This is a genomic window from Cupriavidus sp. HE11 (genome assembly GCF_056097175.1).
The window spans coordinates 100,242-119,474 of sequence record NZ_CP184464.1; the positions used below are offsets into that span (position 1 = coordinate 100,242).

14 protein-coding genes are annotated in these 19,233 nt (G+C 66.1%); 8 read left to right on the forward strand and 6 right to left on the reverse strand.

Features of this window, described 5'->3' with window-relative positions:
- Positions 1 to 13: 13 nt before the first annotated feature.
- The 4 genes from ACOABP_RS00505 to ACOABP_RS00520 all read right to left on the reverse strand — a co-directional run bounded on the left by ACOABP_RS00505 (position 14) and on the right by ACOABP_RS00520 (position 5,833).
- Positions 14 to 3,502 carry an FtsK/SpoIIIE family DNA translocase gene (locus ACOABP_RS00505; RefSeq protein ID WP_474226513.1) on the reverse strand — a complete coding sequence of 1,163 codons (3,489 nt, stop codon included), beginning with the start codon at positions 3,500 to 3,502 and terminating at the stop codon, positions 14 to 16.
- Between the two features lie 98 nt (positions 3,503 to 3,600).
- Positions 3,601 to 4,203 (reverse strand): DUF4136 domain-containing protein, encoded by a 603-nt coding sequence (locus ACOABP_RS00510; protein ID WP_474226514.1) that lies wholly within the window; start codon positions 4,201 to 4,203, stop codon positions 3,601 to 3,603.
- A 108-nt stretch (positions 4,204 to 4,311) separates the two neighbouring features.
- Entirely contained in the window at positions 4,312 to 4,725 is a 414-nt protein-coding gene (locus ACOABP_RS00515; protein WP_474226515.1) for a DoxX family protein, read from the reverse strand.
- A gap of 112 nt (positions 4,726 to 4,837) precedes the next feature.
- Positions 4,838 to 5,833, reverse strand: coding sequence for a LysR substrate-binding domain-containing protein (locus ACOABP_RS00520; protein WP_474226516.1), 996 nt, complete (start codon positions 5,831 to 5,833; stop codon positions 4,838 to 4,840).
- A 114-nt stretch (positions 5,834 to 5,947) separates the two neighbouring features.
- Here ACOABP_RS00520 and ACOABP_RS00525 point away from each other — a divergent pair, with 114 nt between their 5' ends.
- Both ACOABP_RS00525 and egtB read left to right on the forward strand, forming a co-directional pair.
- The gene (locus ACOABP_RS00525; protein WP_474226517.1) at positions 5,948 to 6,568 is read left to right on the forward strand and encodes an FMN-dependent NADH-azoreductase; all 621 of its coding nucleotides are present in this window, start codon (positions 5,948 to 5,950) and stop codon (positions 6,566 to 6,568) included.
- Between the two features lie 310 nt (positions 6,569 to 6,878).
- Positions 6,879 to 8,177: an ergothioneine biosynthesis protein EgtB gene (gene egtB, locus ACOABP_RS00530; RefSeq protein ID WP_474226518.1), complete on the forward strand. Its 1,299-nt coding sequence runs from the start codon at positions 6,879 to 6,881 to the stop codon at positions 8,175 to 8,177.
- A gap of 278 nt (positions 8,178 to 8,455) precedes the next feature.
- Here egtB and prpR read toward each other — a convergent pair whose 3' ends face one another.
- On the reverse strand, positions 8,456 to 10,396 hold the full coding sequence (gene prpR, locus ACOABP_RS00535; RefSeq protein ID WP_474227876.1) for a propionate catabolism operon regulatory protein PrpR: 1,941 nt from the start codon (positions 10,394 to 10,396) through the stop codon (positions 8,456 to 8,458).
- A gap of 379 nt (positions 10,397 to 10,775) precedes the next feature.
- Here prpR and prpB point away from each other — a divergent pair, with 379 nt between their 5' ends.
- From prpB to ACOABP_RS00560, 5 genes are all read left to right on the forward strand, one after another.
- Positions 10,776 to 11,684: a methylisocitrate lyase gene (gene prpB / locus ACOABP_RS00540; protein ID WP_066735362.1), complete on the forward strand. Its 909-nt coding sequence runs from the start codon at positions 10,776 to 10,778 to the stop codon at positions 11,682 to 11,684.
- A gap of 115 nt (positions 11,685 to 11,799) precedes the next feature.
- Positions 11,800 to 12,957, forward strand: coding sequence for a bifunctional 2-methylcitrate synthase/citrate synthase (gene prpC, locus ACOABP_RS00545; protein WP_474226519.1), 1,158 nt, complete (start codon positions 11,800 to 11,802; stop codon positions 12,955 to 12,957).
- An 81-nt stretch (positions 12,958 to 13,038) separates the two neighbouring features.
- On the forward strand, positions 13,039 to 15,636 hold the full coding sequence (acnD, locus tag ACOABP_RS00550; RefSeq protein ID WP_474226520.1) for a Fe/S-dependent 2-methylisocitrate dehydratase AcnD: 2,598 nt from the start codon (positions 13,039 to 13,041) through the stop codon (positions 15,634 to 15,636).
- Between the two features lie 21 nt (positions 15,637 to 15,657).
- The gene (prpF, locus tag ACOABP_RS00555) at positions 15,658 to 16,851 is read left to right on the forward strand and encodes a 2-methylaconitate cis-trans isomerase PrpF (protein WP_474226521.1); all 1,194 of its coding nucleotides are present in this window, start codon (positions 15,658 to 15,660) and stop codon (positions 16,849 to 16,851) included.
- Between the two features lie 340 nt (positions 16,852 to 17,191).
- Positions 17,192 to 18,313 (forward strand): asparaginase, encoded by a 1,122-nt coding sequence (locus ACOABP_RS00560; RefSeq protein ID WP_474226522.1) that lies wholly within the window; start codon positions 17,192 to 17,194, stop codon positions 18,311 to 18,313.
- A gap of 51 nt (positions 18,314 to 18,364) precedes the next feature.
- Here the strand turns inward: ACOABP_RS00560 and ACOABP_RS00565 are convergent, their stop codons facing one another.
- Positions 18,365 to 18,799 carry a PaaI family thioesterase gene (locus tag ACOABP_RS00565; RefSeq protein WP_474226523.1) on the reverse strand — a complete coding sequence of 145 codons (435 nt, stop codon included), beginning with the start codon at positions 18,797 to 18,799 and terminating at the stop codon, positions 18,365 to 18,367.
- Between the two features lie 174 nt (positions 18,800 to 18,973).
- Here ACOABP_RS00565 and ACOABP_RS00570 point away from each other — a divergent pair, with 174 nt between their 5' ends.
- Complete coding sequence (locus ACOABP_RS00570) at positions 18,974 to 19,228, forward strand: DUF1289 domain-containing protein (RefSeq protein WP_474226524.1); 255 nt, start codon at positions 18,974 to 18,976, stop codon at positions 19,226 to 19,228.
- Positions 19,229 to 19,233: the final 5 nt, after the last annotated feature.

Sequence of the window (19,233 nt, forward strand, 5' to 3'; positions counted from 1 at the left end):
CCGACGCGTTGGATCAGTCGCCCGGGCCGCCGGGCGCGATGACTTCGCGCGTGCCGTTGCGGCCCATCGGCGACACCAGCCCGGCCACCTCCATCTGTTCGATCAGGCGCGCCGCCCGGTTGTAGCCGATGCGCAGCTGCCGCTGCACGGCGGAGATCGATGCCCGGCGCGACGTCAGCACGAATTGCGCGGCCTCGTCGTAGAGCGGATCGGCCTCGCCATCGCCGCCGCCTTCGCCGAACAGGTCGGCGGCGCCTTCGGGCGCGTCGCCGGCCAGGATGGCCTCGTCATAGTCCGGCTCGCCGAACTGCTTCCAGTGCTCCACCACGCGGTGCACTTCCTCGTCGGCCACGAAAGCGCCATGCACGCGCTGCGGATAGCCGGTGCCCGGCGGCAGGAACAGCATGTCGCCCTGCCCCAGCAGGCTTTCGGCACCCATCTGGTCCAGGATCGTGCGCGAGTCGATCTTGGAAGATACCTGGAACGCCACGCGCGTCGGGATATTGGCCTTGATCAGACCGGTAATCACGTCCACCGACGGCCGCTGCGTGGCCAGGATCAGGTGGATGCCCGCCGCACGCGCCTTCTGCGCCAGGCGGGCGATCAGTTCCTCGATCTTCTTGCCCGCCACCATCATCAGGTCGGCCAGTTCGTCGATCACCACCACGATCAGCGGCAGCGTGGACAGCGGCTCCGGCGCGTCGGGCGTCAGCGAGAACGGATTCGGCACCTTCTGTTCGGCGGCTTCGGCCGCGCGAATCTTCTGGTTGTAGCCGGCCAGGTTGCGCACGCCCAGCGCCGACATCAGCCGGTAGCGCTTTTCCATCTCGCCCACGCACCAGTTCAGCGCGTGCGCGGCCTGCTTCATATCGGTCACCACCGGCGCCAGCAGGTGCGGAATGCCCTCGTAGACCGACAGCTCCAGCATCTTCGGGTCGATCATGATCAGGCGCACGTCTTCCGGCGTGGCCTTGTACAGCATCGACAGAATCATGGCATTGACCGCCACCGACTTGCCCGAGCCGGTCGTGCCAGCCACCAGCAGGTGCGGCGCGCGGGCCAGGTCGGTCACCACGGGATTGCCCGTGATGTCCTTGCCCATCGCCAGCACCAGCTTCGACGCATGGGCATCGAACGCGCTGCCGCTGACGATCTCCGACAGCCGGATCATCTGCCGCTTCGCATTGGGCAGTTCCAGCCCCATGCAGGTCTTGCCCGGAATGGTTTCGACCACGCGGATCGACGTCACGCCCAGCGCGCGCGCCAGATCCTTCATCAGCCCGACTACCTGCGCACCGCGCACGCCCACGGCCGGGTCGACCTCGAAACGGGTGATGACCGGCCCAGCGCTGGCGCCCACCACGGACACCGGCACCTTGAACTCGGCCAGTCGCTGCGCGATCAGTTCGCTGGTTTGCTGCAGGCGCTCCTCGGAAATCTGTTCGGCATTCTCGCCACTCTCGGCGGCGGCTTCGAGCAGATCCGTACCGGGCAGGCGGTAGTCGACCACCACGCGGGGAGCCGGCGGCGTCGAAAGTGGCGCAGGCGCCACCGCGAATGAAGTCTGAGCGGTAGTGGACTGCACCGGGGTAAGCGGCACGGTATTACCCACCACGGCCGGCAGCACGATGCGCGGCTTTGGCGTGGGCTGGACAAAGACGTTTGCATCCTCCACCGGCGCCGGGTCTTCCGCCGTCACGGCCTCGGACGGCTCCGCCCAATCCGTTGCCTGGTCGGGTTCCGTGGCATCGATGGCGGCTTGCGGATCCGCTGCCGTATGTGCTGCCGTAACCTCGGCGGCCGTAACCTCGGCGGCCGTAACGTCTGTTGCAGCGATTTCGGCTTCTGCTTCTGCGGCCCGTTCGATGTCAGCTTCCGCCTCGGCCTCGGCCTCGGCCTCCGAAATCGATGCGGCGACGGCGGCTTCGATGGCCTCCGAGGCCGACTGCACCGGGGCTGCCGGGGCTTCGGATTGCGGCTCGACGGACTCGGTGGACTCGGTGGACTCGGTGGACTCGGTGGACTCGATGGGTTCTATGGGCTCGATGGGCTCGGTGGACTCGACCGGCGAGATTTGCTCGACAGCCTCGACAGCCCAGACAGCCTCCATGGCCGGTTCGGCGACGAGCAACGCTGCAGCAGGTTCCACCGCCGTTTCTGCGTCCTGATCCAACGCCACCGCCTCCACGGCAGCCATCGGCTCGACCGTCTCCTGAATCGGCGCCGTTTCCACCTCCGTCGCCAGCGGTTCCACCGTCGCCGGCACAGGGATGTCGGGCGCGTCGATTGGCTTGCCGGCCAGCGCGCGCAGTTCGGCCAGCAGCGTCATCGCTTCATCGCGAATCGACGCCAGCGTGACTGGCTCGTCGGCTTGCTCCGGTGCCGCATCGTCGGCCACATCGGCAGCCGCCGCGATCATGGCAATATCGGCCGCGATTTCGGTGGCACGCGATACGGATTGCGTATCGGCCAATGATCCCGCCAGCGTATCGGCCTGGACCGGGGCTTCGGCAACCGCCACATCCGAGTCGGCCGACGCCGCCACGACTGCAGCGGTGCTTGCCGCCACCGCAGCGGGCTTTGCCATGGCTTCGGGCAGCGTCGTAATTGCCGAGCGCAAGCCAAGCTGCGGATTGCGGAACGGACTGCTGACCACGGTGGCCTGGGGCGCGGCGGGCCTGCTTTCCGGCTTCGGTTGCAGTTTCGGTTGAGGTTGCGGCTGCGGTTTGGGCTGAGTCTGCTGCTGCGCTTTCGGCTGAGACGCCGGCGGCGTGGCCGTCTCGGGCCTCGATGCCGCGCGGGCCGGTGCGGCCACCGGCTCGGTCTTCACGGCGCCCGGAGCGCCGGCCTGATGCAACCAGATCTCGCCCGGTTGCGGTGGCGACTCACGCGTGCGCGGCGGCGGTTGCCAGGCCGGCTGGCGGCGTGCGGATACCGCTTCGATGCCCTTGTGGCGCGGCGCCTGCCGGTTCTGGCCCGGCATCGACGTCGTTTCCCAGCGGTCGACGGATTCGCGCGACGCGGCCTGCGAGGGTGCGGTCTCGGTGCGCGCATCGTTGCGGAACTCGGAGCGGAAATCGGTGCGGAAGTCGGCGCGCGTATCCACGCGCGATTCATTGCGCACGGGCGACGGGGCCGGTGCCTCATCAGCATCCGTGCGCGGCCGGCGCAACAGGAACAGGCTGCGCCAGGTTTCGCCGAACACCATCGGTGCGGCCAGGCCCAGCACGGCCAGCATCATCAGCAGCGCGCCGGTCCAGCCAAGCATGCCGGACACCATGCCGGCCAACGCATGCCCCACGGCACCACCGGCCGTGGCGCCTTCGCCGCCAGTCAGCGCTTCCAGCGTGGCACTGGCGCCCAGCACCAGCACCGTACCCATCCATATACGCAGCGAGCCACGGCCGAACAGGCGGCGATCGCCGGCAAGCACACGGCCCACCGTTCGCCAGACAAGCGGCAACAGCCAGAAGGTCGACAATCCGAACCAGCCCAGACCCATTTTTGATATGACACGTTCAAAACCACGGGCAGCGATTGTAGCGGGTCTGGCTGGACGGGACGGGCCCGGCGCGGAAAAACTTACGACTTTGCCACGCCTTATTGACTCGGCGCCCCGATGCCGGCCCGGAACGGGTATCGGGCGAAGATCTGCCCCACCACCTGTTCGATCATCAGCTGGCTGGTCTGCCGCTCCGGCTCGCTGGCATCGCCCTGGGCCACCCCTTCCCACACGAGCTGGTTCTTGCTTGCGTCGACCAGGTCGATGTTCAGCGTGCCCTCGGTATAGGTGTAGGTGTCACTGTAGAAGCCATAGCCGGGCCACGGCGCATAGAGCCCGCCCCGGTAGGCGTAGTAGCCCATGTAGCCGGGCGGCGGCATCGGCGCCGGACTGCTGACCACCTTCTGCTGGAACTGCATGTTGAAGTTGACCATCAGGTCGGGCTGGCGCGGCGCATATTCATAGCCGCGCGCGGTCATCTCCTTGTGGACCGCGTCCTTCAGATATTGCGTCGTCAGGCTTTCATACCCCTGCCGGTCCGTGCCCAGGCGCGGCAGGAAGGCAAAGGTGTGATATTGGGAAAAGTCGGTGCTGTGGTTGTAGTCGGTACGGATGTCGGGCCCGGTGGCGCAGCCTGCCAGCGCGGCCGCCAGCACCGCACCGAGGGCAGCCGGTACGCGAGTCATCATCAGGCCAGCCATGGCAGTCTCCCTGGTTCCGGGTTGTCAGTTGCCGTTGTCAGTCGCCGTTTCCCTGCTTTCCTGCTTTCCTGCTTTCCTGCTTTCCTGCTTCCCTGCTTCCCTGCTTCCCTAATTCCATTTGCCGTCGATACCGCCCACGCTCAGCCGCCCTGCCCCCAGCAGGGCCACCGCCAGCGCGGCGGCCAGGTACATCGCCTGGAGCTCCAGCGCCCAGCCCCCCGTGGGGGCCATCTCGCCAAGCTGCTTCGTATGCACCAGCCCGAACGCGAACAGCATGTTGATGACCACGATCAGCCCGGCCAGGCGCGACCAGAGACCGATGATCAGCAGGATGGGCGCAACGATCTCGCCGATATAGACACCGTAGGCCAGCGCGGCAGGCAGGCCCGCCTGGGTCACCACCTGGGTGACAAAGCCAGGCCCGGACATCAGCTTCGAAATGCCGTGCAACAGGATCAGCACGCCCAGCACGATGCGGAGAACGGCTTTGCCCAGGTCCTGCGTTCCTTGCGTACGACTCATCGCGTTGGCTCCTTGCGGTTTGATGCAGGCGCATGTGACCTGCACAACTACCTTAGATCGTGCCAGCGTGAAGGTAAAGGCGCAGCGTCGCGGTGCATGCGCCGGTTGCGAATCAGTCGGCGTCGGCCTTCTGGGTGCTGGATCGCGGCGGCGGCTCGGTGGGCGGCGCAGCATGCATGGGCACGCCGGGCATCGTCATCATGCCCACCTTGCGCGCATGTTCCGGCAGGACTTCGGCCAGGAAATCGAGAAAGCGGCGCAATGCGGGGGTGACGCCCTGCCGGGACGGAAACACCGCGTGCAGCACGCCCATCGGCAAGTCCCACTGGGGCAGTACCACTTCGAGGTCGCCGCGCTCGATATCGTCGCGGCAATACATGCGCGGCAGCATGGCGACGCCCACGCCGGCAATGGCGGCCTCGCGCAGGATTGCGAATTCGTCTGACACCAGGCGCGGATCGTAGCCAATATTGACGGGCTCGCCGGCCTTGTCGAACAGCGTCCAGACATGGCGGCCTTCGTGCGGCTTCTGCCCCACCCCCGGCATGCCTTCCAGCGCCTGCGGCGTGCGCGGCCGGCCGATGCTGTCCAGCAGCGCTGGGCTGGCGACCAGCTTCAGGTCGCTCTTGCCAAAGGTGCGCACGGCCAGGCTGGAATCGTCCAGCACATTGCGCACGCGCAGGGCCAGGTCATAGCCCTCCCCAATCACGTCGACGCGGCGGTTGGTGGCATCGATTTCGAGCTGGATACCCGGATTGGCGCGCATGAAATGCCCGATATTCGGCGCCAGCAGGATCTGCACGATCGCCACCGGGCAACTGACCCGCAGGCATCCGCCCGGCTGTTCGCGCGACTGCTCAATCACTTCGCGCGCCGCTTCGGCGGCCTGGAGCATGTCGCGGCAATGGGCGTAATACGACTCTCCAAGCGGCGTCACGCGCACCTGGCGCGTGGTCCGGCGCAGCAGCTGCACACCCAGGTCGCGCTCCAGCTGGGCGATTCGCCGGGACAGGCGCGACTTCGGCACCCCGCTGGCACGGCTGGCGGCCGAAAAGCTGCCGTGCTGCACCACCTGGGCAAACAGCGACAAATCGTTGAGATCCTGCATGGTCAGCGCTCCGTTGCATCAATAGAACAATCATTTGCATTTTGCCTCACTACCGGCATCAATGGCCAGCCTATATCTTTCAGCCATCCCAACCGAACTTAGTGGAGCCAGACAATGAACATCCTGCAGATCGATTCGAGCGTACTGGGCGACAACTCCGTCTCGCGCAACCTGACCGCCAGCATCGTGGCTGACCTGGTCGCCAAGAACCCCAGCGCCAAGGTCACCGTGCGCGACCTGGACCGCGAAGCCCCGGCCCACCTTGGCAACCACCTGCTGCCCGTGCTGGGCGGCCCGAAGGACGGCCTGAATGCCGCCCAGCAGACCGAACTGGACATTACCGAGGCATACCTGGCCGAATTCCTGGCGGCCGACGTGCTCGTGATTGGCGCGCCGCAGTACAACTTCGGCATCCCGAGCCAGCTCAAGGCCTGGATCGACCGCATCGCACAAGCCGGCCGTACGTTCCGCTATACCGAGAACGGCCCGGAAGGCCTGGCAAAGGGCAAGAAGGCCATCGTGGTGTCGTCGCGTGGCGGCGTGCGCCAGGACGGCGCGGCACTGGATCTGCATGAAGTGACCGTCGACGTGGTGCTGCGCTTCCTGGGCATCACCGATATCTCGTTCGTCCGTGCCCACGGCCTGGCAATGGGCGCGGAAGCCCGCGAGGCCGGCCTGACCACGGCCAAGACCGAGATCGCCGCCCTGAACGACGCCCTGCGCGCCGCCGCCTGAACCGGCCGACTGACCGGTTGACTGATTCGAACTGGTTTTCGACTGGAGCCGTAACCCCGCCTCCGTGAAGTACCCGGCGCCGCTTCCCCTTGACGCCGGTTGCTGTCTGAGACAGGTATCCCCACCAGGGGTACCTGTCTTTTTTTGCTTTTTTTGCCTGTGTGCCGGACCCGGGCCCCTGTAGGCGTTGGCCTACAAGGATCGCGGAAGGCACCCGGCTCGCCCCCCGGCGCGGATGGGTCTATGATGGTTCGACCGTCTGGACAACCTGCCAGACACCCCCTGCGTCCGCCGCCATCCGGGAGCCTGCATGACCGCCGCCGCCTCAGCCCTGCTGCCTGCCACCGCCAGTCATCCGCCGCACGAACCCGCCCTGTTGAGCCAGTATCGCCATGTCCGCGCCGCCACCGAGGCACTGGTCGCCGACCTGTCCGATGCCGACGCCACCGTGCAGTCGATGGACGACGCCAGCCCCGCCAAATGGCACCTGGCCCATACCACGTGGTTCTTCGAGGAATTCGTGCTCGGTGCGCGCATCCCCGACTACGAGCCGGTGGATCCGCAGTATCGGTACCTGTTCAATTCCTATTACGAAGCGGTCGGCGCACGCCATCCCCGGCCGCGGCGCGGGCTGCTGACCCGGCCGTCGCTCGACGAAGTGCTGGCCTATCGTGAAGCGGTGGACGACAGCATGCTGACACTGCTGATGTCCGCCCAGACCGACGACGAAGCCGCGCTGATCACGCTGGGCCTGCATCACGAACAGCAGCACCAGGAGCTGCTGCTGACCGACATCCTGCACCTGTTCGCCCAGAATCCGCTGCGCCCGGCCTACGTGCCGGCGATGACGGTGCCGGTGGTGGCCGATCCGCGCCCGGCGCCTGAATGGATCTCCATGCCCGGCGGCATCGTCACCATCGGCCATGGCGACGACGGTTTTGCCTTCGATTGCGAAACGCCACGCCATCAGGTGCTGCTGCAACCGTATGCGCTGTGTTCGCACCCGGTAAACAACCGCCAGTGGTTTGAGTTCATCGAGGATGGTGGTTACCAGACCGCCGGACTGTGGCTGTCCGATGGCTGGCGCTGGGTCTGTGACAATCGCATCGAGGCGCCGCTGTACTGGGAAGACCGCGAAGGTACGTGGTGGCACATGACGCTGCGCGGCATGCAGCCCGTGGACCCGGAAAGCCCGGTCACCCATGTGAGTTTCTTCGAAGCCGACGCGTTCGCGCGCTGGGCCGAGCGTCGCCTGCCGACCGAGGCGGAATGGGAACACGCAGCCCGCAACCTGCCGGCGACCGGCAATTTCATCGAAGGCCGCACGCTGCGGCCGCTGCCAGACCGGCAGAACACGTCGGGCGTGCTGCGGCAGATGTTCGGCGATGTCTGGGAATGGACGGCCAGCGCCTTCCTGCCCTACCCGGGCTTCCGGCCAAGCGCCGGCGCGGTGGGCGAATACAACGGCAAGTTCATGAGCAGCCAGATGGTGCTGCGCGGCGGGTCGTGCGTCACGCCCGAATCCCATATCCGCGCCACGTACCGCAACTTCTTCTATCCGCACCAGCGCTGGCAGTTCACCGGCGTACGCCTGGCCGATGACGTCTGAGGGGTGGCTGGGCCTTGGCCGGCCACCCCTCCAAATTCAATCGATTTCGCGGCCGTTAGCGGCCGTGCGGCGCGTCGTTCAACGCGTAGCTCGTGCTTCGTCCGCCACCAGGCGACTTGCGCAGCGCACCGCTAGTTCGCACCACTTGCCGAGCTGGATCTACGGACGAAGCGTGGTTGCATTGGCCGGAACGGCCCTCGAAGTTAGCCGTATGTCTTGGCCGTTAATTGCGTTACTAGATCGTCGACAAGTCCGTATCGCGTAAGTCACGCCAGCATTCACCCATCCCGTAGTCGCCGCCAGAGCGTGGTGGCGCTGATGCCCAGGTGCGCGCAGGCAGCGGCACGGTTGCCGCCGCATTCGGCCAGCACACGGCGGATGTGCTCGGCCTGGCTTGCCTTGGCCACCCCGGCCAGGGACTGTGAACCCGCGGCACCGGGCAGCCCTGCTCCACCCGGCTCAAGGGTGTCCGTGGCGGCTGGCGGCAGGACAGCCATGTCGTTCCCGGAAAACAGTTCCGGCACAGCCGCCTGCAATTCGCGCTGCAGGGCCGCCGGGGCCAGGTCGGTTCCAGCGACGAGCACGGCGATGCGCTCCGTCACATTTTCCAGTTCGCGGATATTGCCGGGCCAGACGTAGCGCGCCAGGCGTCCGCGCACCACGTCGGGCAATGGCTGCGGCGCGTCGATGCCCAGCCGTTCCTGGGCACGCCGGTACAGCAGCGTGGCAAGCGCTGCCAGGTCGGCCGCGCGCTCGCGCAGTGGCGGCATTTCGATGCGAAGGATATTGAGCCGGTAGTACAGGTCCTGGCGGAACGTCCCTTCGCGCACCAGCGCGGCCAGGTCGCGGTGTGTGGCGGCGATCACGCGGACGTTGACCGGCACGGCTTCCAGACCGCCAATCGGCAGCACCTGCTTTTCCTGCAACACGCGGAGCAGCCGCGTTTGCAGCGCCGGCGGCATGTCGCCCACTTCGTCCAGGAACAGCGTGCCGTTGTGGGCCGATTCGAACAGGCCGGCCTTGCCGCCGCGCCGGGCACCCGTGAACGCGCCCTCCTCGTAGCCGAACAGTTCGGATTCGAGCAGCGCCTCCGGAAACGCCGCGCAATTGACGGCAACAAACGGGAACGCGCGACGCGGGCTGGCATCGTGCATGCCCTGCGCCAGCACCTCCTTGCCGGTGCCGCTTTCACCGCTGACCAGTACGGTCGAATCCACCAGCGCGTAGCGGCGCGCCAGCGCCCGTAGGTCGCTCATGGCCGGGGAATCGCCGGCCAGGTCGTCCAGGCTGTAGCGCACGCCTGCCGCACGCGCCCGCGTACGCGAGCGCAGGTTGCGGTCGGCGCGATGAATGGCATTGGCATCCTGGATCGTCAGCACCGCGCCGGACGTACCGGCCTCGCCCACGATCGGAATGCGGTTGACCACCACCATCCGGTCGCCCAGCCGGTGAATCGCCTCCAGTTCGCGTGCCCCGCTCTGCATCACGCCATCCAGCGACAGGCCCGGCGCCAGCGTCGACAGCTTGCGCCCCACGGCCGCGCCGGCCGGCGTGCCCAGAAATCTCTCCATGGCCGGATTGAACGCCTGGACCCGCCCCTCGGCGTCGACAGCCGCCACCCCTTCGTTCAGATGGGCCAGGATTGCGTTGACGTAGTCGCGCCGCGTGGATTCGATACGGCGCAGCCGCGCGGCCTCGATCGCATCTTCCAGCGCCAGGCGCACGGCATTGCCCGAATACAGGAACACACCCATCAGCCCATACTTGTCGGCCAGATCGGTCACCATGCCGGGCCCCACCACCACGCGGATGCCTTCCTCCTTGAGCGCCCGTACACGCGCCATGGCGTCGTCTTCGGTCAGGTAGGTATAGCGCGGGATATCTAGCCCGAACGCGCCCACGAACTCATCCACCTCGGCATAGGTGGAGGCATGCGTGACCAGCGCCACCTTGGGCGAAATACGGCGCGCCGTCGCCAGCGCGCTCATGACGTCGAAGCCGGTGACCTTGACCAGCACCACCGGCACGTCCACATGCTGGCGCAGGTACGCACCGTTGGAGCCGCCGGCCACCACCACGTCGACACGGTTCTCGCGGGCCTCGCGATTGATGGCGCTGGCCGCCGACTCGAACGCCCGGCCGACGATGCGGAATTCCGCGCGGGCCGCGTAGGCCGGAATCAGATCGGCAAAGGCGCGTGACAGGCGGCTGATACCCATCGCCCAGATGCGCGGGCGGGCGCCGGGAACGGCCGGGGAAGCCGGATTGAGCGGGATCGGGGTGGGCAGCGATGACATGGCGGCGGGCACGATGTAGCGATCCGCCGATTGTGCGCGCATGGCCGGTGCATTTCAACTTTGAAATGCATGCATTGCACGACTGCAACCCACTTCACCCACTTTGTGATGCCGGATGCTTGCGACCCACGCGTCAAACGTGCATCGGCGTCACCTAACCCCCTGACGCGTAAGGGTTTCTGCCTATCGGAATGACGCACCGGTTACGCCGGCACCCGGTTCAGGCCCGCTGGCACACCCCTTGCGCTATAGAGCCGCCCCTGCCCCCGAAGCAGGTTTGAACCAACAAGAGATTCCAGCCATGACTTTTTCCGCCAACGAACTTGCCCGCTCCGCGGGTGCCCGCTTCCGCCAGGCCCTGATCGACGAGACCCCGCTGCAGATCCCGGGCACGATCAACGCCAACCATGCGCTGCTGGCTAAGCGCGCCGGGTATCGCGCGATCTATCTGTCGGGTGGCGGCGTGGCCGCAGGCTCGCTGGGCCTGCCCGACCTGGGCATCTCGAACCTTGACGATGTGCTGACCGATATCCGCCGCATTACCGATGTCTGCGACACGCCACTGCTGGTGGACGTTGACACCGGGTTCGGCTCGTCGGCCTTCAACGTGGCACGCACCACGCGCTCGCTGATCAAGTTTGGCGCCGCTGCCATGCATATCGAGGACCAGGTTGGCGCCAAGCGCTGCGGCCATCGCCCGAACAAGGAAATCGTCGGCCGCGACGAGATGGTGGACCGCATCAAGGCCGCCGTCGACGCACGTACCGACGAGAACTTCGTCATCATGGCCCGCACCGATGCGCTGGCCGTCGAAGGCCTGGACGCCGCCATCGAGCGCGCCGTGGCCTGCGCCGAAGCCGGCGCCGACGCCATCTTCCCGGAAGCCATGACCGACCTGAACATGTATGCCAAGTTCGTCGACGCCGTGAAGGTGCCGGTGCTGGCCAACCTGACCGAGTTCGGCGCCACCCCGTATTTCACGCTCGACGACCTGCGCAGCGTGGGCGTTGCCATGGCGCTGTACCCGCTGTCGGCGTTCCGCGCCGCCAACAAGGCCGCCGAAAACGTCTTTGCGGCCATCCGCCGCGACGGTACGCAGAAAAACGTGGTCGACACCATGCAAACGCGTGCCGAACTCTACGAGCGGATCGACTACCATGCCTACGAGCAGAAGCTCGACGCGCTGTTCGCGCAAGGCAAGGCCCGGTAACGATCACGCACACGTTCGCGTTATTCTTTGCGATGCGGTCTGTTGCGCTGCAATAGGACACCCCACCATGGCTGCTCGCACCCAAAACACTCGAAATCGAATCAAGGAGACCCAGATGTCCGAAGCTCAACCGCTGGCCACGCCGAAGCCCAAGAAGTCCGTTGCCCTGTCGGGCGTTGCCGCCGGCAACACCGCCCTGTGCACGGTTGGCCGTAGCGGGAACGATCTCCACTATCGCGGCTACGACATCCTCGACATTGCCGATACGTGCGAATTCGAGGAAATCGCCCACCTGCTGGTGCATGGCAAGCTGCCGACCAAGGCCGAACTGGCCGCATACAAGATCAAGCTGAAGGCCCTGCGCGGCCTGCCGGCCAACGTCAAGGCCGCCCTGGAATGGGTACCGGCCAGCGCCCACCCGATGGACGTGATGCGCACCGGCGTGTCGGTGCTGGGCACGGTGCTGCCCGAGAAGGACGACCACAACACCCCGGGCGCGCGCGATATCGCCGACCGCCTGATGGCGAGCCTGGGTTCGATGCTGCTGTACTGGTACCACTACAGCCACAACGGCCGCCGCATCGAGGTGGAAACCGACGACGAATCGATTGCCGCGCACTTCCTGCACCTGCTGCACGGCGAAGCCCCCAGCAAGCTGTGGGAGCGCGCCATGCAGACGTCGCTGATCCTGTACGCAGAGCACGAATTCAACGCGTCGACGTTTGCCTGCCGCGTGGTGGCCGGCACCGGCTCGGATATGTACTCGGCCATCTGCGGCGGCATCGGCGCGCTGCGCGGCCCGAAGCACGGCGGTGCCAATGAAGTGGCGTTCGAGATCCAGAAGCGCTACGACACCCCTGACGAGGCCGAGGCGGACATCCGCCGTCGCGTGGAAAACAAGGAAGTGGTGATCGGTTTCGGCCACCCGGTGTACACGATCTCCGACCCGCGCAACGTGGTGATCAAGGAAGTGGCCCGCAAGCTGTCGAAGGACGCCGGTTCGATGAAGATGTTCAACATCGCCGAGCGCCTGGAAACGGTCATGGCCGACGCCAAGAAGATGTTCCCGAACCTGGACTGGTTCAGCGCCGTGAGCTACCACATGATGGGCGTGCCCACCGCGATGTTCACGCCGCTGTTCGTGATCGCCCGCACGTCGGGCTGGGCCGCGCATGTGATCGAGCAACGGATCGACAACAAGATCATCCGTCCGACGGCCAACTACACCGGCCCGGAGAACCTGAAGTTCGTGCCGATCGAAAAGCGCGCCTGATTTACCGCAACAACAACAGTGCCGCCACCCGGCCCGGCCATCCGCCGGGCGGTGGCAGGCACGCAAAGTCCTCAAGTCGCCATGAACACTGCCTTCCGCAAGCCGCTGCCCGGGACCAGGCTCGATTACTTCGACGCCCGCGCCGCCGTCAATGACATCTCCCCGGGCGCCTGGGACAAACTGCCGTACACGTCGCGCGTGCTGGCCGAAAACCTGGTGCGCCGCTGTGACCCCGCCACGCTGACCGATTCGCTCAAGCAGCTTGTCGAACGCAAGCGTGACCTCGATTTCCCGTGGTTCCCGGCCCGTGTGGTCTGCCACGACATCCTGGGCCAGACCGCGCTGGTAGACCTGGCCGGCCTGCGCGACGCCATTGCCGACCAGGGCGGCGACCCCGCCAAGGTCAATCCGGTGGTGCCGGTGCAGCTGATCGTCGACCACTCGCTGGCCGTGGAATGTGGCGGCTTCGATCCCGACGCGTTCAAGAAGAACCGCGCCATCGAGGATCGCCGCAACGAAGACCGTTTCGACTTCATCAACTGGACCAAGAAGGCGTTCCGCAACGTCGACGTGATCCCGCCGGGCAACGGCATCATGCACCAGATCAATCTGGAGAAGATGTCACCCGTGATCCATGCCGACCACGGCGTGGCCTACCCCGATACCTGCGTGGGCACCGACAGCCACACGCCGCACGTTGACGCGCTGGGCGTGATCGCCATCGGCGTGGGCGGCCTGGAGGCCGAGAACGTGATGCTGGGCCGCGCGTCGTGGATGCGCCTGCCGGACATCGTCGGCGTGGAACTGACCGGCCGCCGCCAACCCGGCATCACGGCCACCGACATCGTGCTGGCCCTGACCGAATTCCTGCGCAAGGAAAAGGTCGTTGGCGCCTACCTGGAATTCCGCGGCGAAGGCGCGTCGAGCCTGACGCTGGGCGACCGCGCCACGATCTCGAACATGGCCCCCGAGTACGGCGCCACGGCCGCGATGTTCTTCATCGACGAGCAGACCACCGAATACCTGCGCCTGACCGGCCGCGACGAAGCCCAGGTGCAACTGGTGGAAACGTACGCGAAGACCGCCGGCCTGTGGGCCGATGCGCTGAAGACGGCCGAATACGAGCGCGTGCTGTCGTTCGACCTGTCGTCGGTGGTCCGCAACATGGCCGGCCCGTCGAACCCGCACAAGCGTCTGCCCACGTCGGACCTGGCCGCGCGCGGCATTGCCGGCAAGTGGGAAGAAACGCCGGGCCAGATGCCCGACGGCGCGGTCATCATCGCCGCCATCACGAGCTGCACCAACACCAGCAACCCGCGCAACGTGATTGCCGCCGCGCTGCTGGCCCGCAATGCCAATGCACGCGGCCTGACGCGCAAGCCGTGGGTCAAGTCGTCGCTGGCGCCGGGATCGAAGGCCGTGGAGCTGTACCTGGAAGAAGCCAACCTGCTGCCCGACCTGGAAAAGCTCGGCTTCGGCATCGTGGCGTTCGCGTGCACGACCTGCAACGGCATGTCGGGCGCACTGGACCCGAAGATCCAGCAGGAGATCATCGACCGCGACCTGTACGCGACGGCCGTGCTGTCCGGCAACCGCAACTTCGACGGCCGGATCCACCCGTACGCCAAGCAGGCGTTCCTGGCATCGCCCCCGCTGGTGGTGGCCTACGCCATCGCCGGCACGATCCGCTTCGATATCGAACAGGACGTGCTGGGCACGGACGCCAGCGGCAAGCCGGTGTACCTGAAGGACATCTGGCCGAGCGACGAGGAAATCGACGCGATCGTCAGGCAGAGCGTGAAGCCCGAGCAGTTCCGCAAGGTCTACGAGCCGATGTTCGCGCTGCACGCCGAGAACGATACGTCGATCGACCCGCTGTACGACTGGCGCCCGCAGAGCACGTATATCCGCCGTCCGCCGTACTGGGAAGGCGCACTGGCCGGCGAGCGCACGCTGCGCGGCATGCGCGCGCTGGCGGTGCTGGGTGACAACATCACCACCGACCACCTGTCGCCGTCGAACGCCATCCTGCGCAACAGCGCGGCGGGCGAGTACCTGGCGAAGATGGGCCTGCCCGAGGAAGACTTCAACTCGTACGCCACGCACCGCGGCGACCACCTGACCGCCCAGCGCGCCACGTTCGCCAACCCGACGCTGATCAACGAAATGGCCGTGGTCGACGGCGCGGTCAAGAAGGGTTCGCTGGCGCGCATCGAGCCGGAAGGCAAGGTGGTGCGCATGTGGGAAGCCATCGAGACCTACATGGACCGCAAGCAGCCGCTGATCGTGGTGGCCGGGGCCGATTACGGCCAGGGCTCGTCGCGCGACTGGGCCGCCAAGGGCGTGCGCCTGGCTGGCGTGGAAGCCATCGTGGCCGAAGGCTTCGAGCGCATCCACCGCACCAACCTGATCGGCATGGGCGTGCTGCCGGTGGAGTTTCTGCCCGGCACCAACCGCCTGACGCTGGGCATCGACGGCACCGAGACGTTCGACGTGGTCGGCGAGCGCCGCCCGCGCACCGAACTGACGCTGGTCATCCATCGCAAGAACGGCGACAAGGTGGAAGTGCCGGTGCTGTGCCGCCTGGACAGCGACGAGGAAGTGTCGATCTATGAGGCCGGCGGCGTGCTGCAACGCTTTGCCCAGGATTTCCTGGAATCGTCGCGCGCGGCAGCCTGACCGGTGATTAGGAAAACTACGATGGCTCACGTACCTCAAATCAAGATTCCCGCCACGTACCTGCGTGGCGGCACCAGCAAGGGTGTGTTTTTCCGGCTGCAGGACCTGCCCGAATCGGCGCAGAAGCCCGGCGACGCGCGCGACCGCCTGCTGATGCGCGTGATCGGCAGCCCCGATCCGTACGGCAAGCAGATCGACGGCATGGGCGCCGCCACATCGAGCACCAGCAAGACGGTGATCATCTCGAAAAGCTCGCGCCCTGACCACGACGTGGACTATCTGTTCGGCCAGGTATCGATCGACCAGCCGTTCGTTGACTGGAGCGGCAACTGCGGCAACCTGTCGGCGGCCGTGGGCCCGTTCGCGGTCAGCAACGGCTTTATCGAGGCATCGCGAATTCCTGAAAACGGCACCGTGACCGTGAAGATCTGGCAGGCCAATATCGGCAAGACGATCATCTCGCACGTGCCGATCACCAACGGCGCGGTGCAGGAAACCGGTGATTTCGAACTGGATGGCGTAACCTTCCCGGCCGCCGAGGTCCAGCTCGAATTCATGGACCCTGCCGCCGAGGAAGGCGACGATGGCGGCGGCGCGATGTTCCCGACCGGCAACCTCATCGACGACCTGGAAGTACCGGGCGTGGGTACGCTCAAGGCGACCATGATCAATGCCGGCATTCCGACGATCTTTGTCGAGGCCGAGGCCATCGGCTACACCGGCACCGAACTGCAGGACGCCATCAACGGCGACCCGAAGGCGCTGGCAATGTTCGAGACGATCCGGGCCTACGGCGCCAGGCGCATGGGCCTGATCAAGGATATCGACGAGGCCAAGAAGCGCCAGCACACGCCCAAGGTGGCGTTCGTAGCCAGGCCCGCCACCTATACCGCGTCGAGCGGCAAGACCGTGGAGGCCGGCGGCGTGGACCTGCTGGTACGCGCGCTGTCGATGGGCAAGCTGCACCACGCGATGATGGGCACGGCGGCGGTGGCCATTGGCACGGCAGCCGCGGTGCCGGGCACGCTGGTGAACCTGGCGGCCGGCGGCGGCGAGCGTGAAGCCGTGCGCTTCGGGCATCCGTCGGGCACGCTGCGCGTGGGTGCCCAGGCCGCGCTGGTCGACGGCCAGTGGACCGTGCAGAAGGCCATCATGAGCCGCAGCGCGCGCGTGCTGATGGAAGGCTGGGTGCGCGTGCCGGGAGATGCGTTCTGAACGGACGCGCTGCTGTCAGACCTGTCTGAGGGTCGCCCTGGGGTGGCCATGGGATGACCTTGGGATGACCTTGGGATGACCTTGGGTTGCTCTCAGACTTCTCTTGAATTGTCGTCACCGGGCGGCATTCTTCCTCGCTGAAGAATGCCGCTTTGTCTTATCTGGCATACGTTTCCGGGTTGCAAGGATTCTGTTGTAGTTGTCGACGCAACATCGACGCGTGGTTATAGTTCTCGCTCCGTTGGCGAACCATTGCGGCTCGCGGCGGCTCCACGGACCAATCAAAAACGGCCCATGCTGCGTCCACAAGAATCAGCACCGCGCCGACAAGAGGAGAATCATGCAACGACCTGCCAAGCTCACCACCCTTGCCACCCTGCTGCTGTCGGCCGCGCTGCTGACCGGCACCGCGCACGCGCAACTGGCCCCTTCAGCCAGCGCCACCGCGACCGCCGGCACCACGGCCGAAGCGCGCAAGGCCAATATCGTCATCATCGGCACCGGCGGCACCATTGCCGGCGCGGGTGCATCGGCCACCAACACCGCGGCCTACCAGTCCGCCGTGGTACCCGTCGACAAGATCATTGCCTCGGTCCCCGAAATCTCGAAGGTCGCCAACGTCAAGGGCGAGCAGATCTTCCAGATCGGCTCCGAGAGCTTCAACAACGAGCGCCTGCTGAAGCTGGGCAAGCGCGTGTCGGAATTGCTCAAGCAGCCCGACGTGGACGGCATCGTCATCACCCATGGCACCGACACGATCGAGGAAACCGCGTACTTCCTGAACCTGACGCTCAAGAGCGACAAGCCCGTGGTGGTGGTTGGCTCGATGCGTCCGGGCACGGCGCTGGGCGCCGACGGCGCGCTGAACCTGTACGACGCCGTGCTGGTGGCATCGAACCCGGCCTCGAAGGGCAAGGGCACGCTGGTGGTACTCAACGATGAAATCCACACCGGCCGCGACGTGACCAAGAGCAACACGTTCAAGACCGAGACGTTCCGCTCGCCGTTCGGCCCGCTGGGCTACGTGGTGGAAGGCCGTACGCTGTACTACCGCACGCTGGCCCGCCCGCACACGCTGCAGACCGAGTTCGATATCGACAAGATCGACAAGCTGCCTGAAGTGGCCGTGGTCTACGCCTACGGTAACGTGAATCCGGCCAGCATCGACGCGGCCGTGAAGAACGGCGCCAAGGCCATCGTGTACGCCGCCACCGGCAACGGCAGCGTGGGCGACTACATGGTCGAGTCGCTCAAGGCCGCGCAGGCCAAGGGCGTGCAGGTGGTGCGCGCCTCGCGCACCGGCAGCGGCATCGTGGTGCGCAACGCCGAGCAGCCGGACGACAAGTACAACTGGATCGTCACCGACGACCAGTTGCCGCAGAAGGCGCGCATCCTGATGGCGCTGGCACTGACCAAGACCAACGACCCGAAGGCACTGCAGCAAATCTTCTGGAAGTATTGATGTTGACCGGTTGATGCAGGCCCCGGGCCCTCCGGGGCCTGCATCAACCGCCTACAGCAAGGCCGTGCTCATCAACGCCTTGGCAGCGAGCACGGCTTCTCCCTGGCTTTCGGCAAAGACCGACACCTCGGTCACCACCTGGCGCTTGCCCCGGCGCACCACGTCGGCCACGGCACGCAGCGCCGCCGACTTTGCCGGCGCCAGGTACTGGATCGACAGCGATCCGGTCGCCCCGCCCTTCACCACCTCCAGATCCACCGCGCTGAACGCCGCCGCCGCGCCAGCCACATCGATCAGCGTGGCAATGACCCCGCCGTGGACCATGTCGCCCACCGTGATGTTGTTCATGCTGAATGGCAACAGCAACTCCACGTGATCGGGCTCCACCACATCGAAGCGAATCCCCAGCGCACGCGCAACGGGCGACCCGCCCAGCACCGATTCGAGCATGGCGACATTACGGGGATCGACAGACTTCGTGGACATGGACGGCCTCCCTGGCATTAGCTGGACTGGAATCATGACCCGTCAAGGGTAGATGCCAGTCAAGGGGTCCACAATGACTTCAGGGGTAATTCCCAAGTGCCGAAAGCGCCGGTGCCGGGCGTTTATAATGTGCGGCCAGCCGACAAGTCGGCGCTTTTCCGCAGCCCCCGCTTCATGTCCGCCAACACCCCCGATTCGCTCACTTCGCCTGCCAACTCCGCCGAGGACGAGGCCCAGACGCGCCTGAGCGACCGTCCGGACAGCCCTTGTATCGGCATCTGCTCGACGCTGTTCGACGAGGTTTGCCAGGGCTGCGGCCGTACCGCCGCCGAAGTCAGCAACTGGGTGTTCTATAGCGAGGAAGAAAAGCAGGTGATCTGGGAGCGCATCACGCGCGAAGCCACGGCGTGGCGATTCCGCCAGGAATAGCGCGC